This is a genomic window from Caballeronia glathei, assembly GCF_000698595.1.
Classification (GTDB): Bacteria; Pseudomonadota; Gammaproteobacteria; order Burkholderiales; family Burkholderiaceae; genus Caballeronia; species Caballeronia glathei.
Genome location: NZ_JFHC01000050.1, coordinates 1 through 19,205 on the forward strand (window position 1 = coordinate 1; position 19,205 = coordinate 19,205).

The window sequence follows — 19,205 nt, forward strand, 5'->3', positions numbered from 1 at the left end:
ACGCCGACGGGTTCCGCTGACGGATACGACCGCGAAGCCTCAAAAGCGAAGCTGGAGCTTGAAATCCAGAAGTTGCGCAGCGACGGTGCGCGACAGGCACGGGTTGATGCCCGCGACGAGCGCGTCGTGAAGACGGCAGATTTGATGGAAATGAAGAAAACGGTGAGTGCTTACGGGCGCGGCCATTTCCGACTGCCACTAAAAGAGTGGGTTCGCGTAAATGTCCGCGTACGCCGGCCATTATCCGGAGATGCTGGCGTGACCATTGTTCCAGGGACCTACACGGTAGACCATCGAGGCAACGACCTCAGGTTCATTGACCCCAGCGACCCGGAGGGCAGGATCTACGTCGATCTTCGCGACCACCCGGAGAGCGGCACTTTCCCGGACGACGTTGCGCCGGACAGTCCGATTGAGATTGTTCGCTCTGGCGATGATTGACGGCGGTGACTTGACAGTCGGAAAGCCGCCCACAAGGAATTGAAAGCGGACGCCGGCTCGAAGATCAGCGTGCCGCAGGAGGGCGGCGGGCGGCGGCGCTGAGGGGAATTTTCACCCGGGCGAGCCGAACGGGACGTGCATACCTCCACTGATGAAAATGGCGGACTACGACGCCTCCGCTCGCCTATGCTGTTCAACAGTCGCGTGACGCGCGTCGCGGATTACCCCGTCGACGTGCGCCAACCCCGGAGCCTTTTTTCAATCCGGTACGAAACCACGGAGCGACGATGGACGCGCTGATCGAACTGATGGACACACCTGGGCGTTCATCTTGATAGTGGCCGTACTGGTCGGTGGGGGTGGCTTATTGGGTGAATGTAAATGCGCTGCGGCGGGAGGTGCACAATCGCAGGAAGCTGGATCTGGAAATCATGAAACTCAAGGAGGAGGTGGACCGATCGGAACTAAATCGAGTCAAGCTAGGATGGGAAATTCGAAAGTTGTGTGAAGACGCCGAACGACAAGCTCGCAGCGACGCAAAAGCCGAACGCCTCATCAGGGAGTTTCAGGTGGAGCGGGAAATTTTGGACGCTTGTTTTAGCCTCACACAATAGCTAAAGATCCACTTAACATGGCCGATAACCCAGCCATGAAAACACAAAACAATGAACACGCCGACGCGATGGACGCCGTCGCTTGCATCTTCGGCAGCACTCCGGCGACCATCGCCGAAAAGCCAGCACAGATCAATGTCGCGCTCGCTGCCGACGATCATGTGACGGCAGCCGCCGCCGTTTTCGACCAAGCGAAAGACTTCCGTGTACCGATCACCGAGCACGATCCGCGAGCCGACAAGACGATTCCGTATCCGGACCTGGCGCCGTTCGGCAATCAAGGACTGGAGCAATTTATGGAAGCGCTCCGGCATTTGGGCATGCGAGTAGTGGTGCAGCCTCTCGAAGGCTAAAGTATCCGAAGACCCTCGATTCGCGCCGATCGGCCACTCTTCATGTCAGACGTGCATTCGCCACATTGGCTATGGATGAATCCGGTGTAGGCTAATGCCTAAAGAACGCGAAACGAGGAGCGCCATGAAACAAGCTAATGCAATGTCCCAATCGGCCGTCGATGTGGCGGCTGTGCCGCTGATGGTTTTTCTCGACTTCGACGGTGTACTTCATCCTTTCGGCGACCGGCACGGCCGGCGCTACAGCGACCTGCCAAGGCTTGAAGAGGTGCTGAGGCTGGGTTCTGATGTCCCAGTAGTGATTACCAGCACGGAGCGAGAGAACCTGCCGCTCGACGCGTTGAGGCAGCCGTTCTCGCCCGACATCGCCGCACGCATTGTCGGCCAGACGCCTGTGCTAGTGCCTGCCAGCGCGACCGAGCTTGCCGGCATCCGATATCGCGAGATTCTGCAGTTTCTCGAGGACCATCCGACCCAACACTGGATCGCGCTCGATGACGACGAAAGCCTCTTTCCGCCCGACTTCCCGAACCTGATCCTCTGCGAAAACGGGTTTGATCAGCGCGCTGCAGCGCAACTGGAATCGGTCTTGAGAGCCGCAGCGAAACGGTCCGGGGGTGGGTTGTCTTCCACTGTCTGCGCGCCAGTTACGGAAGATCCATGAGCGCACCGGCAATGCTTAGCAACCGGGCACCACGCAGTCCGTGGAAGGTCCGCTATTTTCTGGATACCGAGTTTACGGATTTCAAAGCCTGCCAGCTGATCAGTATCGCGGTCATGAGCGAGGATGGGCGTGAATTCTATGGCGAATGCTCGGACTTCGATCGGCCGCTTTGCAGCGACTTCGTCCGCGATACGGTGCTGCCGCAGCTCGGCAACTTTCCGGGCCGGTCAATGCCCTTCTCTCAGCTACGTGAGGAGTTGCAGGCGTGGCTGTTGGCTGTTCCACTCAAGCCCAAACCGATTCTCTGCTATGACTTCGAGGGCGATCTCGGACTGACCCACCGCCTATTGGGCGGCCCGATGCCGCGAGGCTGGAAAACCGAAAACGTCGCGCAAAAGCTCGATGTCGCACGGCTTGCCGAGTATGTCGCCGCACATGGCGGCATGCACCATGCACTCCACGATGCCCGCGCCAATGCTTATGCCTTTCGCTGAGAAAGGCCGAAACGCCCTGTGCATCGGCGGGCTCGAGGGCGAGTGTCCAATTGGACAAGCGTGCCACAGCGTGACGTGGTCGAGAAGAGTTGGACCGCAATAAACACCAGCGACCAAGCCATCAGCGCTAGCTCGCCCAGATTTCCCAGTTGCTGGCGTAATACCGCCCATGGCAGTCCGCGCACAGCCGCTTAACCTCGCCTGTGAGGTTCACCTTGACCGCCGGCATAGCGCCGCACTGCTCGCACGGCATAACGACGTCTTCGGGCCGGCTGCCGGCGTCAAATAGTCCGTTTACGTGATCATCGGTTAGTCGGGGTGGAAGCGCCATATAAGTAATCCTAATCTATAAGCCAATAAAAACGCGTTCGTCTAGCTGCGGTGACGAAAAAGTTAGAAGAGCGCGGTTTGTCGCTCCGATACGATTGGCGCGACCTTCAATTCGGCAAGCCGCTCGCGTGCTTGCGCAAGGTCGTGCAGCACTTGGCGCTGAAGCCAGGTTTCTGCCCCGCCACCGAATGCCAGCTCGAGCCGCAAGGCCATTTCCGGCGAGATGCCGGCCTTGCCGGTGAGCAGGTTCGTCAGCGCCTGCCGCGTGACGCCCAAGGCACGCGCACCTTCCGTCACACTGAGATTGAAGCGTTGGAGGCACTGCTGGCGAACCAAGTCGCCCGGGTGAGAAAAATCGGTTTCGGCCATTAGCATACAGTAGGCTGAACCATCTTTTTCGTCAAGTGACAAGCGACACTTACTTTTTCGGCGCCCGCCCATTCGGTCGAGCCTGGAAGCCTCGATCTCTTCCGGTGTGAAGGGGCGCTGGAATGGCGTAGCCGCGTGCGGTTGCTGCAATAAAGGGTGAGACTGCTGATCCAGTAAAGTCGCGATCCACTCAGGCGCTTGCGTGAGAATGGCCTGCCAGCCCGCAATGTACTCTTCCGACTTCGAGGCTCGATCTTCCCAATCCTGCACTTCCCGCCTTGCGGCTGCGAGTGTGTCATGAGCCCGCGAAGGGTCGCGCAGCGCCTGGAAGAAGGGTTCATGCCAGGCGTGTCTTTCCTGCAGCGCCCCCTGCCTGAGCTGCTCCAATATTTTCAGGTTCATATCGAGTCCCTGTTGTCGAACAACGGGTGGCATTCGGCCAAAATGAACACTATAGATTGTAGCTCTAAAGTGTTCAACATGAGGTCATCGGCTCCTGCTACCAGGAGCTCGAATGACACAGTCAGACACGATGGGTATTGGACAGGCGATCCGCATCGTGCGCAAAGCGCGCGGCCTCACGCAGGAGGATTTCTCGGATGTCTCCAGCCGCACCTACCTCAGCAGCCTCGAACGTAATATGAAGTCGCCGACATTGGAAAAGCTCACACAGATCGCCAGCGTGCTGAAGGTCCATCCGGTTACCTTGGTCGCTCTCTCCAGCCTGCCCTCCCCGTTTGCTGCGGACGTGCGGCGACTCATGTCCGTGCTGGAACGCGAGCTAGATACCTTGGTCGGGGCAACGGCGATAGATTATTAAATCCCCCGCTTAGTGGCAGATCGCTTTTACTGATTACCTTCGACGCCCTTTCCTTGTGCGAATGGCTTGGGCGGACGTCGAATCGGGCAACGCAGACGACCATGCATCCGCGGTTGTAGCTCTCGGTTCGACAACCAATGCTCTCGGCCCCGCGGCAGCGAGTTCGATCGCCTCAGAACGGGTAGATGTCGTGTTCGGCATGACAGGCCTTTTTTCGTTTCGCATCTGCAGAGCGATGTAATCGGCCTGCATCGCGCGAAGCTCGGGGTTTTGAACCGTCATGCCAGCATCGACAGCTGCCTTGACCATACGCTCCACGAAAATCGCATCGCCCCCCGTCAACACGATCGAGCGCCCCCATTTCTCGCGCGCATGCAGCATCGTCACCGCCAGATCCTCGTCGGTGACGGTCTTGCGCTCGAACGTCAACTTCTTGCCCTTATCAACGAATACGAGCTCACTCGTGGCGCGTCGATATTCGACATTGCCGTTATTCGTTACCCGCCAGGTCAACCCGCGGATCTGACGCAGCAGAGCATCGGCTTGATCTGCGCGTATGCGATCAAGTCGAGCCGCTCGGATGGAGATTTCGTCCTTTTCGTGCGCGAGCAAACCTGCCAACACCGCATCAGCGTCGTCCTCGCTCGGCAAAGAACTGACGGCGCTCGCGCCAATGGACAGACCAAACCGCTCCTGTTCGCGGCGCTGGCGCCCCGCTTCATGAACGAGGCCGCGAAGCGCTTTGAGCGCGGCCGGATCGCCCGCTTGGGCTTCAGCTTCGAGCCACGTTCGCCAGGCAAGCGGAGCCGGACGCAAGGCGAGAATGACCTCGCGTCGCGCCTGCGCCTCCATTTTCAACAGTCGCCGGTCTATGCCCGTGCCAACGGTCAATGCCTTGCGTCGACACTTCCGTTCGTATGAATCCGGCTCGTCCCGCAACAAGGCTTCCTTTGCCGCGGCGGCTTGCGCCTGCCGCGCAGCAGATTTCACCTTGTACCATGCAGCGAGTTCCGCGAGCTGCTGGTCGATCGCGAATCGAGCGGATTTCACTGCCTCCTGCGCTGCTCGATAGCGCTCGATCAACGCGGAGCGTTCTGCTGCCCGCTCGAACCGCCTCGACTCGCGCTTGACCGGATCGCGCTTCAGTGTTCTGTGACTCTCGTGCAGCTCCTGCGACCCTAACGGTTTCGTTTCCGCCGTGATCGGAGCCCGACTTGGCTCGAAGGAGCCCATCGCACTCTCTGCGGCGCTCAGCTTGATGCCTCGCAACGCCTGGCTAATGGGTAATCGAACCGTACGACCGGCATCATTGATGGCCTCAAGCTGAAAGGCCTGGGCGCCCGTTTTATGTAGCCGCATGCCATGCTCGTCGAGCAAGTGGTGTACGGCGTCCCATCCGGCCGCCGAATCGAGCAAGCGCGCCATCTCTGCGTTGACCCTCTCGCGGCAATACTGAACCAGACTGGGCTTGTCCGACCAGGCCGCCATTCGTTGTGCCTTCTCTCCGCGAAGCGCATTGACGGCGTCCGGTGAGTTTCGATAGCTTGTATTCGGAACCACGGCTTTTTGCCCATCTGGCAAGATCCGGACGACAAAAAGTCCGTCATCGTGGGACCACCCATTTTTGATCTCGATCTCGCGTGCGGCCCGGTGCAGGGTTCGGTGCATCCACGGCAGATGCTGGGATCGATAGGTGTCGGGATGAACACGGCTGACTTCGATGTGGCAATGCAGATTGTCCGTATCGTTGTGAATCGCCATCAAGGACTGGTGTTCATGCAAGTTAAACGCTTTCAGGACATCGCGGCCGGCCGCAAAGATCGCCTCGTACGACGGCCGCTCATGCTCTGGCCAGCTCACGATCAGGTGCACCACCGGATTGTCGACACTAGGATTGCGCATCGCGACGCTGCGAAACTGCGCGGCGGCGGTAGCGGCCGAACGAATGCGGTGCAACGACACAGCCACACATTTGTCTTGCCCCGCCCGACCCTGAGCTTGGGCGACATACTCTGTGAGCGGACCAAAGCCGCGACGCTCGCGCACGGCCCGCGCATGCTCGTCGGAATTTATTCCCTCGGTGATATATCGCGCGAGTTCGCCGAAATCCGATTTTCCATCATGTCGATTCGGAACCTGTTTGACAATCATCCTAAATCTGCCCGCTGCATCATTTCGATGCATTCGTTCACGAACGCTCTGAAAACTTCGTCGTTCAATGTCGAACCTGGATTCTCGCGAATCTCGTTTCTTAAAGCGTCGACGTTATCAGCAATGTTGGTGAGCGCCAGAACGATGTCTGCGTTGTAGTCAACCTCAATACGTCGGCCCAGCGCGCAACGCCGAACATATTCTGAAAACGTCAGTCCCGACTTCAATGCACGACTTTCGATCGCCGCAGCGTCTTTGGGTGTAACCCTGAATTTTTTGGTTGTCGTGGCGTTGCTGTCGACACTATGCGAGGTGAATTTGCTTTTCATCGTTTTTTGGCGCGGTAGGCGCCAGCTTGTTTAAGCGCGGGTCTCGGGGCGCAGCCCTGAGGATCCCCGGGAGGGCCGGTGGCGACGGGCGCGCAGCGATCTAGCCAGCGGGCGATGGGGACACGAACGAAATTCGTGTCCACGCCCGGCATCCTGTCCTACGATTCTAAGTTTTAATGTAGATGCAATGTAGATGGAATGAAGATCAAGTGTAAGTGAAACTGCTTCGACTTTGCTTTCGGATTGGGTAGCTGTTTGTATAGTTTGCGATGTTAAGCTGATACGGCTGTTGGATCAATCAGCGGCGGGTAGTACAAAGTTTTTCAGCCCGACTTCTGCGCACTTGTACATTTTTTATTCGTAAATTATGCACCAAGTTATGCAGACGTTATTCGTTATTAGCGCGGACGCTTTTTAAAATAAAATGGAAGCACTAGAACGCCGCCGAAAGTACATCACCCTGGTGGACTTCGAAGCGATAAAAATATCGATGGAGTTTGCGGCATTCGTAGCCGAGGTAGACGAATATACCCAGCTTTCGGTGTTCACCGACGCGATGCCGAAGATTCACACGATGCGACGTCGCGGGTTTTCCTTTCGGCAGATCACCCGCGTCCTGAACAGCGCGGGCATGTCGCTGACATATGCCTCCGTGCGCACGTACTATTACCGGCTATATCCGACAATGGTTAGGGAATGCGAGCGTTACGCGAGGAAGCAGATCGAACGAGTCAGTATCCTCGCAGCAGGCGATGTGGAGCAGACTGAACTCACGTGTTCGACAGCAGCTCGCGCCCCTCGAGCCTCAATCGAACGCGGTCGAGCCGGGACAGGGTGCGTCAGGCGCGCTTCCGATCAATAGCGATCCGGCTCGCCGGCACTGCCGGAGAAAGGTGACAAATTCCGGCCTAGCGCTTTTTCGGGCTCGATGGCCATTGGCGCCGCGTGTGCAACACGCGCAGGATGTGCACATCGTCGCCCTCGAGGCGATAAACCAGCAGGTAGTTTTCGGTGGCCACGCATTCGCGCGTGCCGCGCACGCGGCCCGCCTTGTACAGTTTCGGGTGCGTTTCCAGCTGCGCGGTTTTGCTCTGGAACTCGGCCGCAAGCATTTCGGCGCCCTGCGGGCTTTCCTCGGCCACCGTATCGAGAATGTCAGCCAGGTTCAGCAGCGCTTCGGCAAGCCACTGCACCGTCATGCGCGAGCCTTGCGCCGGGTCTTCGCGGCAGGTTTGCTTGTCGCCCTACCCGCCAGCGCCCGCAGCGCCGCGGCGTCGCCGGCTTGCAGCGCCTCAGCGACCACCTCGTGAGCGACCTTCTGAGTGGCCGGATCGTCTGCCTCGGCGATCGCGGCCGTTATTTCCGCGCGAAACCATTTGTCGTAGGCCGCCGCTTCGTGCGCCGCCTTCATCTGCGCGCGGGCGCGCTCGGCATTGCTTTCTGACCGCGCGGACGCTGGCGCGTGGGGGTCGTAGTCGGCCGCGTCGACCTCGAAGTGGACGATGCCCATGTCGCGCAGGTAAGCCACGATGGCTTCGAAGCGCCGGAACACCCGTACATTGCCCCGCTGCGCGGCCAGTGGCCGTTCGAGAGTGCCATATTTAAAGATGACGCCCCAGCCACCAGGTTGTCCCACCACCTGCGCGGCGCGAATCGCACCGGCTTCGACGAGCCGTGTGACGCTGTCGTGCGTAATGGTTTCGGTAGACATCGCGGCGCCTCCTGAGAATGCGAGCGACCAGTATCGCACGGAACAGGATTCAGAGTATCCGTTGACAGGACTTTGACGGGAAATCCGGGCATAACGCCGGAGGCAGGCAAGCCTCGCGAACGGTACCCATTAAGGCTTTCCTGCTTCCATCAAGGTGACATATTCCGACCTGAGCTTTCGGGAGGGCCGACAGACTTACGACGCGCCTTGACCAAAGACTTTCCACGATGTCAGCGCCCTCGGTTCGTATTCAGCAGCGTCGACGGCGAACTGCATAACGCCCCTCTCACGCAGGAAAGGTACGACATTCTCGGACCGCTTAAAGACGCGCGCGGCCCAGCTGTGCCGAAGAAGCCGTTCGACCGTGACACGCCAAACGCGCAGACTTGCTGAAAGGTAAGATTGGGCGGCACATCGGCCTTTCAACGTGAAGTCGACAAGCCTCAGCCGACTACCTCAGCTTATCTATCCATCGCCTTCAAGTCTTAAGTGGCGTTGTGGCATGGCGCTGCACAGGCCTCGCCTCCTGACATTTTTCACGATTGTCCTGATCGCTCTTTCGATGACAATCTCATTCATCGTCGAACGGTTCGGCGAAAGGCGGAGTCCGACGCCCGACAGGGGCTTATCAATTCCAGGGCGAGGGCTCCAGCTGCCCCAGCGATCTCAGGGCCCGCGTTTGCTGGTTTAAGGTAGTGGGGTTGAGCGACCGCTGATGAGGAATGTCACTGACACCAGTGCGGAAACACGAGTGACGGCTCCGAGTCAGGTCGTTCGCTGCCGCTGGATTATCGCTCCGAGAACGCATCGTGCGCAGCCGTCAGCACCACCCATTCGCGCCAAATAGCGCTGAAAATTCACCCGTGATTTATCGATGAAAGTCACACCAATCGGCATCGACGGCGGCCAGCGTCCATCAAACCTTCGTTTCTTGGACGAACTATCGGTCTGCGGTTCTGAATACTGAGCGTGCTGGCGCTGCTTGATCGACCACCTACGCTATTCTAGTTCGGGTTCGAACGACCGAGTCCGGGCCATTTGCTGCCGCTCGCTCATCCGCCGAAGCCGTCACTCGAATGGCTGGTTCACTCGGATAGCTGCCCGAAAACCAATTAATGCATTCGGCCTTTGCTGACGTTGAAGCTGGCTGCGTTCTATGTCAGCAGCCTGCCCGGTTGCTGACAAGGACGACGCGGCGCATTGCATCGCCTTCACACGAAGATTTGAGGCGCTGCTCCTGATGATGAGCGAATGCAATTACACCTGGACGGCCGAGCAATTGATCCGCTTCGCCTATGGCGCATAGGGAAGCTCGCCTCTGACGCCAACGGATTCTGAGTGGGAGCGCTTCGGCCATTGCGGACGTTCATCCTTCTATAGTGATACGACTGCTGAATCGTCGGTTCAGGCCGCCGCTGCGTCGGGACTCCGTTCGGCAACTCCGCACCTTCAAAGGTGCGATGGCATCCCCGCCTGGGCATCCGATTACAGAACGGCGTTGGTTTGTTCACACAGTTCAAGCTGTTCGGTCCATACTGCTTCGGCCGTTGCCTTCTATTACTTTGAGCGGGTTGAATGTGTATCAGCGAGCACGCGGTACAATCCAGCCTCACATCGTTGTCCAGCAACTTCCGTTACGAAGGGAAAAAAATGCGTATCGCGTCGAAGCTTCATGATGGGCGAATAAACGCGACTAATTACTTGATCGAGATATCGATTGGAGATTATATTGATCTCGCCCGCGCTGTACTAGATAACAATGAGTTCCAGCGAAAACGCGTATCCAGTTCGAAGACCATCTATTCTTTGCTAAAGACAGATGCGGTGCAAGGTTGTGTGATTCCACCGATCGTGCTGGCATTGTCGTCTTCCGACCCAGCGGAGCTCACCGACCAAAACCTGAAGCTCGCGTTAGAAGAGCATGTTGATCGACTCATGATTCTTGATGGTCTTCAACGCACGCACTCATTCATTGATATCGAGGACGAGTTTAAGCGACGCGGAGACGACGCCGGACTAAAGGCTTACCGTGATTTGCCAATAAGATGTGAGATATATCTCGGCATCAACCGGTTGGGAATTCTATATAGAATGCTGACGTTGAATACCGGCCAGACCCCGATGTCACTGCGGCAGCAAATAGAGATGCTCTACCTTGATTATTCAAAGGAAGAAATCGCTGGCGTAGTGCTAGCGCGAGAAGTCGACGCTACCAAGGCCAAGGGACTCAACGCATATAACTTTAAGGAAGTCATTGAAGGCTTCAACTGTTATCTTGAGAGAAATGAACTTCCTCTGGAGCGCGCTGACCTTCTCGAAAACATCAAGAGTTTGGAGAAATTGTCGCAGGAAAACTCGGGAAAGGACTTGTTCAAAGAATACGTTAGCTCCTTCCATCAGTTCGTTATTCGGATATATGCGATGATGAACGACGAATCTTTGGACGAGGATAAATTTGGGGAAGGGACTGTCTGGGGAAAGACAGCGACGCAGATATTCAAGAAGCAGCAAACGCTAGCGGGCTTCGGCGCAGCGATTGGCAAGTTGCGAGACAACGCGGTCATAGAAGGATTCCAAGACGTCGTTTCGGTGTTGCCGACTATCGAGCTCAACGGCGAGGTGCAAGCGTTCCTGGTTGAATTTAATAAGGCGATGCGCTGGATTGCCGATAATGCAAAAAAAATCGGTAACGCACAGCGGATGTACTTCCAGTACTATTTTCGCGAACTCTTCAACCCTTCGAGCGACGGATACCTGAAGCTGTACGAAGCTATTCCACTAGCGCTCCAGAAATACAAAAGCCAGGTTTTCTGAGAGGCCACCGTGTTGAGAATACGTACAGCGAACGGAGAGGTAGCGCAACTGTCGTCATACTCGTGTAGCTTAGACGGGCGGGAATTACGAGGCATCGTAACATCCAAAGATTATGAAGGGGATGTCACCATTACGAGGCCCTACTCGGACCGTGTTGCGCGGGAATATCTGTTGTTCTTCTTCACATCGTCGCTTCCGGGTGAAGGGCAGATCTTTGACCTTGTAGACACAGCAATTGACGAACGGGTCGGCCTTCTTGCCCCCGTTCGCGCACTTGCATCTCGTGAGCACTCACGAAGCGACGACGAGTATTTTCAGACTGTTGCGGCTTCCGCATTTTGGCAACTCGTCGAGGACAAGGAACGGCATTCGCAGGAGTCGACCATTCTCGATATTGCCACGTATAGCATATCCGATTTCTATGACGAAAATTTGTCTGTCCTCATCGTTAATCCGCTCATGCAGCCGACTTTTAACCTGAATGCCTACGTGCCCGGTCTCTTTTCTTACGGGTATTCAGTCTATACTCCTGGACGGCCCATGTCATGTAGCTTCGATTTCAAGGATTTGCCCAAAGGGAAGAGCCTGAAGCTCGCGCCGGTATGGCGGGATTATGTAATAGAGCCTTACTTTAAAAATCTCTACACGGAAATACTCCCATACGAGATAAACCCAATAGCCACTTTTTTGCTCCAATATCAAGTGTTCGAAGTGCTTATGCAAGCGGTTTTTGCAGAGCGACTGCAACAACTGAAGGAAGCAGTCGGGAAGTTCAGCGGAACGGCGTCCGACTTAAGAGAACTCGTTACTCCTATCCAAGAATTAAGTGCGGAGCGAGACCGAATTCGCACGTCGATTTCAGCCGCATCGGTTCCGGCCGAGCTTTTACACGATATTTGCGATGCCTGTAAGGCGCTTCTAGCCGGGGCAAACAAGGCGTGGAAGAGTGAGCAATGTGGCGATCTTCTATACGACGTGCGGAACTTAATCTTTCATAATTTCCGCGCGATACCCAATTCGGACCGACAACTCATAACTAAAATAAACGGAGGCCTTGTGCGAGCTCTGCCTCGCCTCCTGTCGCGCCTGGCTTAAAAGACGCGTCGACTGATTGCGTAGCGAAAGAGAGAATAAATGAGCGGCGACGAAAAGAAGGCGGCAAGACTCAACTTCCGTCCAGGTGTCTTAGAAAGTCTTTACAAACGAGCCGGCGGGAGATGCTCCGTACCTCGATGCAAGAACCCAACGATGGGCCCTTTTCTAAATCAAGAGGGCGCAGTAAATATGGGTATGGCGTGTCATATCTTCAGTGCCGCGAAAAACGGCCCTCGCGGGCGAGGCGGGAAGGATGAAGAGTTCATCAGCAGCGAAAGGAATGGCCTCTGGTGCTGCAATTATCACGGCACGTTGATCGACAAAGCAAAGGGATGCGACTTCTCAGCAGACACTCTGTTCGCGTGGAAGGCCTTGGCGGAGGCCCGGACTGCAAAACAGATGAACGACATTCCATCGCCGCTCGGTTGGGTGGAAGAAATCGCATTCACTCAGTTCGCAAATACTGATTTTCTTCCACGAATTAGGTTGTCTCGTCGCACTCTGCTTTGGGGAAAAAGTGGCACTGGGAAGACGATTCTCTTAGAAGCCGCAGCATCTATCTCGCAAGCCAAATACGCCGAACGCTTTTCGGCTAGTTATATCGTGAATGACGATGGAGTCCGGAGTCCTGCGCCTTTTGGCGCTAAGGTAACGTACTCAACAGTCGATTCGCTGAGCAAGGAAATAAGCTTGCGCATCTTGGGAATTGAGCTAACCCGGCAAGATGGGTCAATCCCTTGTCTGCTGCCGCCGGGTGATTTGGAAGTTATTTACTGCTCAGAGCTGGACTGCCGTCGGCGGGATGATGAAGACGATCTGGACTTTATGATGAGAGCACTACACGTTGACAAAAGCGCGCTTCTCGCACTCGCCAAAAAAGGAACCAACACGGTCATGGCGGGTGAGATCACTATTCGTCAGGGTTCAGAAACTGATGACGACACCGGCGATGCAACTCTCAGGTATAAGGAAAACGGCGATCCATACTTCGAGCTTTTGTTTCGAAAAGCCTGTCAAAATTTCTTCGTAACTTACAACCGTCTTTCCGGTAGCGAAAAGGATCGCCTTATTCTTGATCTTCTTATTGCGAAAGCGCGTGAAGTGTGCAAGCAAAGGCTGACCCTGCTGCTAATCGAGTGTCTCGCGGTAAGTCTCGATTCTAATAATCTTGAAAACCTGCTTGGTAAGCTTACTGAAGGCCAATTTCAAGTTATAGTGACTTTGCCACCACGCGCCGAAAAAGACGTTCTGGAAGTCAAGTCGGGGCGACTCAAACTCCGGGAAGCGGATTACTTAAAAAGTTGGCAACTCGCATTGTTGTGAACCGCCATGAGATATCCAATGCCGAATAAACTGCGGAGCGGAGTAATCATAAGCGCCCCAGTGCGCGAGGGAGCGCGAAACCAAGAAAAATTTGTCATCGCTCTTTTTGCGCGTCATTGTTGCGGCAACGCCTTTGGGGTGTCCGCGAGCAAGCTGCGCTAACCGGCACGTCGAATGGCAAAAACGCCGGTGGAATTGTGTGGGCCCGAGAGCTCGATTTGCTGCTGAGTCAGGACTGCAAGCTCGCGAATCGGAGGTTGCCGTTCGGTTGCGCGATGCCGCCACCGTCGGAACTTCCTCACGCTGCTGCCGTAGATCCCAGTCCGCCCCGACGTCGGCGAAGGCCATCTGCTGTCCCGGAGAAGCCGGCTTGGATGGCCGGACCGCTCCCGTTACCTGTGTTTGGAACGCTGACGGTGCGACCGTCGGCCGAAGGTCGGGAATCGCCGATGGAGGACCGGCGCCAGCTGTTCGATGCGGCAAAATCACAACGGACCGCGCTCGGCCAGCTGCGCCCATTGGACCGCGCTTTCACAAGGACACTTGGACGTCGTATCCATCTCGTTAGCTCACATTCGAACACCAAACCCAATGCAGTCGCGTTCGCGTTCTCCTCATTGCCAGTGGTAATTGGACGGCGACAATCATGTTGGCCGGTGTAGCGGCGAAGGTTTTGGCCGGTGATGTGGAGTCAAAGGCGGCGTAGCGCCGAAGGCGACGCATCACCGGCTGCGCCGAGTCGGCTGGGTTTTACGATGGCTGATCGAATAAAAAAGCGATCAGCTACATGTCTGGAACCCGCATTACCGACCAACAGGTTCGCCTCTACATGTCTAAACGCAAACATCACTCGCAGGAGATCGCCGCAGCGAAGGCTGGCATCAGCGTACGCAGCGCCCGGCGCATAGAAGGAAACGCCACAATGCCTTCACAGAAGCCGCGCGGCTACTGGCGCTCACGCCCCGACCCGTTCGCTGACGTCTGGGACACCGAAGTCGTTCCGATGCTTGCAAATGCGCCGCAACTTCAGGCGATCACGATCCTGCGTAAACTGCAGGACGATCACGCCGGACAGTATCCCGACAGCACACGCCGCACACTTGAGCGGCGCGTGAGGCAATGGAGGGCAATGTCCGGTCCGCCCAAGGAAGTCTTCTTTCCCCAGCAGCATGAGCCCGGCGCACGCGGTCTGTCCGACTTTACCGACATGGCCGAAGTGCGCGTGACGATCGCTGGCATCCAGCTCGATCACCGCCTGTATCACTTCGTGCTCGCATTCTCACGTTGGGAATACGTCAACGTCGTTGAAGGCGGCGAGAGCTTCGAGGCCCTGTCCATGGGATTGCAGAACGCCCTGTGGCAAGCGGGTGGCTGTCCGCGTGAACATCGCACCGATAGCCTGTCAGCAGCGTTCAGAAACCTCGCCGACGAAGACGACTTCACGGCGCGCTACGCGGCGCTGCTTGAGCACTACGGCATGCAAGGCACGCGCAACAATCGTGGCCTCGGTCACGAGAATGGCAGCGTTGAATCGTCGCATCGCTATCTTAAAGAAGCCGTCGATCAGGCGTTGATGTTGCGCGGTCATCGAGACTTCGCCGATCGTGCGGCCTACAACGAGTTTCTGCGCGAGATCGTCATGCGCCGTAACCGGCGTAACGCGGCGGCGTTCCGCCTTGAGCGCGAACAGCTCATGGATCTGCCGCCAAGGCGCACGACCGACTTCGTAGAGGAAGAAGCGCGCGTCACACGCTGCAGCACATTCACTGTGCGCGGCATTCTGTACAGCGCGCCATCGCGCCTGATTGGCCACCGCCTGAAGGTGCGTGTTTATGGTGACCGGCTTGACTGCTATCTGTCCGGCGCACTGGTGCACAGTACCCCGCGAGGCTCGCGTGCCGGCGATAACCGTCGTTCACTGGATTACCGACACTTCATCGAGAGCCTCAAACGCAAGCCACAGGCCTTCAAGGGACTTGCGTTTCGCGACGAGCTGTTCCCGCGTGAAGCCTATCGCCGGACATGGGAACAGCTGGAGGTGCGATTGGCGCAACGCGAGGCGTGCAAGACGATGGTCGGATTGCTCGAGCTTGCCGCGATGGATGGCGTCGAGGCTCTGTTGGCCGCGCGTCTGAATGCCTTGCTCGTTGACAGTAATCTGCCCGATCTGAAGGCGTTGCGCGAGGAATTTGCGCCACGTCATGCCACTTGCCCAGTCGTCAATGTCGAGATGCCACCCGTAAGCAGCTATGACGACCTTCTGCACAAGGAGGTGGCGGCATGAGCACACCCGCTTACGATGCTGGCCGTCTGGCCCTGATGCTCAATGAACTGCGCCTGCCGACGATCGCCCGTCTGTGGCCCGAGTTTGCGCAGCGTTCCGATAAGGAAGGCTGGCAGGCTACACGGCTGCTCGGCGCACTGCTCGAGCACGAACTGGCCGAACGGGCGAAACGACGCATCGAACGACACCGTGCCGAGTCGCATCTGGACCCGGCCAAAACGCTTGCAACCTTCGACTTCAGCATGGTGCCGATGGTCTCGAAGGCGCACGTTATGGCACTCGCGACCGGCGACGCATGGCTTGAGAAAGGCGCCACGGCGCTTCTGTTTGGGCCACCCGGACACGAGACATAATGCTCACCTCCCTATGTTATTGAAGATCAATGGATAGTTGATTTGGATCTGCCGATTGCGGGCCTTCAGCCGAATCCCGTTGTGCGCAATACGCGTCTATGTCGGTGCGATGTATAACCCACGGTGCGCCAATGCACGCCTGCGTAGCCGGCAATTGCTTCGTGCGGATCAAACGCAGAACCGTGGGCGCGCTGATACGTAATAACGCAGCGGCTTCCGTCGCCGTCAGTTCGTTACGCTCCTGCCTCTCTCCTTCGCGATAGACAGAAATCGAATGATCGTGACGTAAGATACCAATGCGCGCTGCGGTCCATGTATGCCCCCTGGCCGTGCGTCTGCCCAGGCGATTGATGATCGCAGCAATCGATAGGTCCGGGAGGGTTCTTGCCAAAGCGCGAATGATATCAATCGTCTCGCTGTCGGTGACCCAGCGATGCTGCCCAGTACGGTTCGTTTGGAATTCGAGTTCAGTGTGTTGGCCTCCCTGCCAGTGAAGAAGCGCCCGGATGGTGTGGTCCTGCTTCGTAACGACAATCTCCTTGAGAACAGTACGCAAGATACGTTTCTTGATTTCGAGGGCACTGGCGGGGTGATTCCACAGCCGGGGCAGATCCGTTCCCAACCTCATGAGTTCGTCGCGAGCGGCGTTGCTGAGTGAATCTGCCGGCTGTTCGCGCAGCGCGTCAAGTTCGGCTTGCCGTTGCGCTTGTGTTGTTAACGCATCGTTCCAGCGGCGCTCCAGCTCGGCGGCAACCAACCGGTTATCAGGGTCGATGGCATCGTACTGTCGACGAGCGCGGGTGGCTTCATAACGTGCCTGTTCGAGCGCCAGCTCCTTATGCCGGACTCGCTCGTCGTCACTCACACGATTACGCTCGATGGCGTCCAACGAGGCGCGAATGCCCAATGGTTCAAGTCGCCGTAAAACTTCCTCCGAAACGCGCTGATCTACACGCAACGCACCGAACGAAATACAACCGGGACCGCCGTGATTCAGCATGCTGCCGCGGCAGTGATAACGGGCCACCACACCTTTGGTGCCAGAATACGCAATATGCAGCTTGCGTCCGCAATGACCGCAACGTAATAGACCCGGCAACAGCGAACTGCCGCGTTTAACCGAACCACGGACCATGTTGCCCTTCATGTTGGCATTGTCGGTAATCAATTTGCGGTTGCTCTCGTATTCTTCCCAGCTAATGTAGCCCGCATGGTGCTCGACGATCAAGACCTGCCAATCCTTGCGATCGACGTGAGTGCCGCTGTGAAGACGCTTGCGGCCGTTCTCAATGCGCACGATTGTCCTGGTCTTGCCAAACGCATAGGCGCCGCCGTAGGTGGGATTCGACAGCATCTTCAGCACAGTGTTATATATCGGCAATCTCCAGACGACATGGCGACCCTCTTGACCGTAAGTGACCGCCGGCAATTCGATATTCTCCTGCCTGATCCAGAGCAAGACCTGCCTGACGCTCCCTAACTCACGAAACTTCTGGAAGACCAGCCCGAGTGCTTCACGGATACGCCGATCCGGATCGATCTCGATTCGATTGTTTGGGACCCGAACATAGCCAATCGGAACCGTCATGAATAACTCACCGCGTTTGGCCTTCTGGTCCAGTGCGGCCTGGGAACGTTGGCGAAACGTCGATAGTTCCATCTCGGACAGCGTGCCCTTCATGCCCAACAAAAGCCGGTCGTTAGGTTCCCGAGGATCATAGATTCCGTCCTCGTCGATCAGGATCGTTCCGACAAGTCGACAGAATTCCAGCAGCGTGTGCCAGTCACGCCCATTGCGCGCCAGCCGGGAGGCTTCAATGCAGAATACTGCACCAATCTCGCCACTGCAAAGTGTAGCCAGTAGCCGTTCGAAACCCGGCCGATGAATACCTGATCCCGAGCGGCCTAGGTCGTCGTCAATGACGGATACGTTGGGCCAGCCTAGCGCGCGGGCGCGATCCGCAAGCCCATACTGTCGCAACTGGCTCTCGCGGTTGTGCTGAACCTGATCGAATGTTGATTGCCTGATATACACGCATGCACGGCGCGCAAGATGTTCAGCGCGGATCTTGCTCATCGCGCACCTCCATCTCGATCGCGTCGATTACCGATTGCATCAGCAGCGCCAGTTGCGCCACCACTTCCGATAGCGTCTCCGCTGGCAAGTACGTTTCGTCGTGGGCTTCGTCGAACAGACCCTTCTGCCTGATCACCTGTTTGCGCATCACTGTATCTCCCGTGTGTTGACGACACACGGCAAGATAAAGCGGCGTCAATCAGACGCTGCAGCTCGACCAATACAGCATGCGGCAACTCTGGCTGCGAGACCACGTGCATTTGGCTCGCTTCCTCCCAGGTCATCCACGGCGGAAGGTGCGCACGCGTACCATCCGGCTGCATGATGATCAGGTACGACTCGCCTCGATAGCGATTCATACCTATGACATTGATGCACTCGCCGAAGCGCGGGTGAAACGGATAGCGAACGACGACGTCGTCGCCTTGATTATGGGCAGTATGTTGCTGGTTCGCCCGGGGCTGGAAAAAGTCATCTGGGTTCGGCCATCGGACACGCGCTGATCGACGCAGGCTACCGGGTGATGTTCACGCGCACCAGCGAACTCGTGCAGAAGTTGCAGGCTGCACGGCAGAGCCTGCAGTTGCCGTCGGCCCTTGCCAAGCTCGATCGGTTCGACCTGATCATCCTGGACGACCTGTCGTACGCCCGCAAGGACCAGGCTGAAACGAGCGTGCTGTTCGAACTGATCGCCGAAAGATACGAGCGCCGTAGCCTCCTCATCACGGCTAACCAGCCGTTCTCGGGCTGGAACGACGTGTTCCCGGATCCCGGCATGACCGTCGCTGCAATTGACCGGCTCGTCCATCATTCGACGATCTTCGAGATGAATGTTGAAAGCTACCGTCGTCGTACCGCCAGCGACAAACAGAACAGCCGGCGCCGACAATCATCCAGCGACAATCAAAAGGAAGGAGCGACAAACATGGGCGAATAACCGCCGACAATCAGCCCGGTCGACCGGCCAATATGGTTGTCGGTAA

20 protein-coding genes and 2 pseudogenes are annotated in these 19,205 nt (G+C 56.9%); 15 read left to right on the forward strand and 7 right to left on the reverse strand.

Going from position 1 to position 19,205, the window contains the following annotated elements; all coding sequences use genetic code 11:
• The 5 genes from BG61_RS42930 to BG61_RS26160 all read left to right on the forward strand — a co-directional run.
• Nucleotides 1-441 (forward strand): hypothetical protein (locus BG61_RS42930; protein ID WP_035942469.1); only part of this gene is annotated, 441 nt, incomplete at its 5' end.
• A gap of 431 nt (nucleotides 442-872) precedes the next feature.
• Nucleotides 873-1,055 carry a hypothetical protein gene (locus BG61_RS26145; protein ID WP_035942470.1) on the forward strand — a complete coding sequence of 61 codons (183 nt, stop codon included), beginning with the start codon at nucleotides 873-875 and terminating at the stop codon, nucleotides 1,053-1,055.
• 35 nt (nucleotides 1,056-1,090) lie between these two features.
• Nucleotides 1,091-1,408, forward strand: a complete 318-nt coding sequence (locus BG61_RS26150; protein ID WP_035936524.1) for a hypothetical protein — start codon at nucleotides 1,091-1,093, stop codon at nucleotides 1,406-1,408.
• A 124-nt stretch (nucleotides 1,409-1,532) separates the two neighbouring features.
• The gene (locus BG61_RS26155; protein ID WP_051672794.1) at nucleotides 1,533-2,072 is read left to right on the forward strand and encodes an HAD domain-containing protein; all 540 of its coding nucleotides are present in this window, start codon (nucleotides 1,533-1,535) and stop codon (nucleotides 2,070-2,072) included.
• On the forward strand, nucleotides 2,069-2,566 hold the full coding sequence (locus tag BG61_RS26160) for a 3'-5' exoribonuclease (RefSeq protein WP_035936525.1): 498 nt from the start codon (nucleotides 2,069-2,071) through the stop codon (nucleotides 2,564-2,566). The genes BG61_RS26155 and BG61_RS26160 overlap by 4 nt, the downstream gene beginning before the upstream one ends.
• A gap of 393 nt (nucleotides 2,567-2,959) precedes the next feature.
• On the opposite strand, the gene BG61_RS44855 is transcribed toward BG61_RS26160, so the two are convergent.
• Nucleotides 2,960-3,667 (reverse strand): HigA family addiction module antitoxin, encoded by a 708-nt coding sequence (locus BG61_RS44855; RefSeq protein WP_306434243.1) that lies wholly within the window; start codon nucleotides 3,665-3,667, stop codon nucleotides 2,960-2,962.
• A gap of 112 nt (nucleotides 3,668-3,779) precedes the next feature.
• Between BG61_RS44855 and BG61_RS26175 the strand changes: the two genes are divergently transcribed.
• Nucleotides 3,780-4,085: a helix-turn-helix domain-containing protein gene (locus BG61_RS26175; protein ID WP_081868189.1), complete on the forward strand. Its 306-nt coding sequence runs from the start codon at nucleotides 3,780-3,782 to the stop codon at nucleotides 4,083-4,085.
• Nucleotides 4,086-4,118: 33 nt separating this feature from the next.
• Here the strand turns inward: BG61_RS26175 and traI are convergent, their stop codons facing one another.
• Together traI and BG61_RS42155 are read right to left on the reverse strand one after the other, a co-directional pair.
• Nucleotides 4,119-6,236, reverse strand: coding sequence for a TraI/MobA(P) family conjugative relaxase (gene traI / locus BG61_RS26180; RefSeq protein ID WP_075584226.1), 2,118 nt, complete (start codon nucleotides 6,234-6,236; stop codon nucleotides 4,119-4,121).
• Nucleotides 6,233-6,565 (reverse strand): plasmid mobilization protein, encoded by a 333-nt coding sequence (locus BG61_RS42155; protein ID WP_075584227.1) that lies wholly within the window; start codon nucleotides 6,563-6,565, stop codon nucleotides 6,233-6,235. The genes traI and BG61_RS42155 overlap by 4 nt, the downstream gene beginning before the upstream one ends.
• A 424-nt stretch (nucleotides 6,566-6,989) precedes the next feature.
• Here BG61_RS42155 and BG61_RS26190 point away from each other — a divergent pair, with 424 nt between their 5' ends.
• On the forward strand, nucleotides 6,990-7,427 hold the full coding sequence (locus BG61_RS26190; protein WP_035936531.1) for a hypothetical protein: 438 nt from the start codon (nucleotides 6,990-6,992) through the stop codon (nucleotides 7,425-7,427).
• A 46-nt stretch (nucleotides 7,428-7,473) separates the two neighbouring features.
• Here the strand turns inward: BG61_RS26190 and BG61_RS26195 are convergent, their stop codons facing one another.
• Both BG61_RS26195 and BG61_RS26200 read right to left on the reverse strand, forming a co-directional pair.
• Nucleotides 7,474-7,764, reverse strand: a complete 291-nt coding sequence (locus BG61_RS26195; protein ID WP_035936534.1) for a type II toxin-antitoxin system RelE/ParE family toxin — start codon at nucleotides 7,762-7,764, stop codon at nucleotides 7,474-7,476.
• On the reverse strand, nucleotides 7,761-8,276 hold the full coding sequence (locus tag BG61_RS26200) for a hypothetical protein (protein WP_051672795.1): 516 nt from the start codon (nucleotides 8,274-8,276) through the stop codon (nucleotides 7,761-7,763). Before BG61_RS26200 ends, BG61_RS26195 begins: the two co-directional genes overlap by 4 nt.
• A 1,156-nt stretch (nucleotides 8,277-9,432) precedes the next feature.
• On the opposite strand from BG61_RS26200, the gene BG61_RS42935 reads away from it, so the two are divergent.
• The 6 genes and pseudogenes from BG61_RS42935 to BG61_RS26225 form a co-directional block, all read left to right on the forward strand.
• Nucleotides 9,433-9,582 (forward strand): hypothetical protein, encoded by a 150-nt coding sequence (locus tag BG61_RS42935; RefSeq protein WP_161783703.1) that lies wholly within the window; start codon nucleotides 9,433-9,435, stop codon nucleotides 9,580-9,582.
• Between the two features lie 269 nt (nucleotides 9,583-9,851).
• Nucleotides 9,852-11,090, forward strand: a complete 1,239-nt coding sequence (locus BG61_RS26205; RefSeq protein WP_206540614.1) for a hypothetical protein — start codon at nucleotides 9,852-9,854, stop codon at nucleotides 11,088-11,090.
• A 171-nt stretch (nucleotides 11,091-11,261) separates the two neighbouring features.
• Nucleotides 11,262-12,185, forward strand: coding sequence for a hypothetical protein (locus tag BG61_RS26210; RefSeq protein WP_035936537.1), 924 nt, complete (start codon nucleotides 11,262-11,264; stop codon nucleotides 12,183-12,185).
• Nucleotides 12,186-12,224: 39 nt separating this feature from the next.
• Entirely contained in the window at nucleotides 12,225-13,508 is a 1,284-nt protein-coding gene (locus BG61_RS40370; RefSeq protein WP_075584228.1) for a hypothetical protein, read from the forward strand.
• 787 nt (nucleotides 13,509-14,295) lie between these two features.
• A complete protein-coding gene (gene istA / locus BG61_RS26220) occupies nucleotides 14,296-15,792 on the forward strand; it encodes an IS21 family transposase (RefSeq protein ID WP_035936540.1) in 1,497 nt (498 codons plus the stop codon).
• Nucleotides 15,789-16,133, forward strand: a pseudogene (locus BG61_RS26225) (ATP-binding protein); the annotation flags it as partial. The gene istA and the pseudogene BG61_RS26225, both read left to right, overlap by 4 nt.
• 28 nt (nucleotides 16,134-16,161) lie before the next feature.
• Here BG61_RS26225 and BG61_RS26230 read toward each other — a convergent pair.
• Both BG61_RS26230 and BG61_RS42940 read right to left on the reverse strand, forming a co-directional pair.
• Complete coding sequence (locus BG61_RS26230; RefSeq protein ID WP_035936542.1) at nucleotides 16,162-18,222, reverse strand: recombinase family protein; 2,061 nt, start codon at nucleotides 18,220-18,222, stop codon at nucleotides 16,162-16,164.
• Complete coding sequence (locus BG61_RS42940) at nucleotides 18,203-18,370, reverse strand: hypothetical protein (RefSeq protein ID WP_161783704.1); 168 nt, start codon at nucleotides 18,368-18,370, stop codon at nucleotides 18,203-18,205. The genes BG61_RS26230 and BG61_RS42940 overlap by 20 nt, the downstream gene beginning before the upstream one ends.
• Nucleotides 18,371-18,449: 79 nt before the next feature.
• Between BG61_RS42940 and BG61_RS44680 the strand changes: the two genes are divergently transcribed.
• Complete coding sequence (locus tag BG61_RS44680) at nucleotides 18,450-18,725, forward strand: hypothetical protein (RefSeq protein ID WP_129572232.1); 276 nt, start codon at nucleotides 18,450-18,452, stop codon at nucleotides 18,723-18,725.
• A pseudogene (locus tag BG61_RS26235) lies at nucleotides 18,671-19,159 on the forward strand (ATP-binding protein); the annotation flags it as partial. The gene BG61_RS44680 and the pseudogene BG61_RS26235, both read left to right, overlap by 55 nt.
• Between the last annotated feature and the right edge of the window lie 46 nt (nucleotides 19,160-19,205).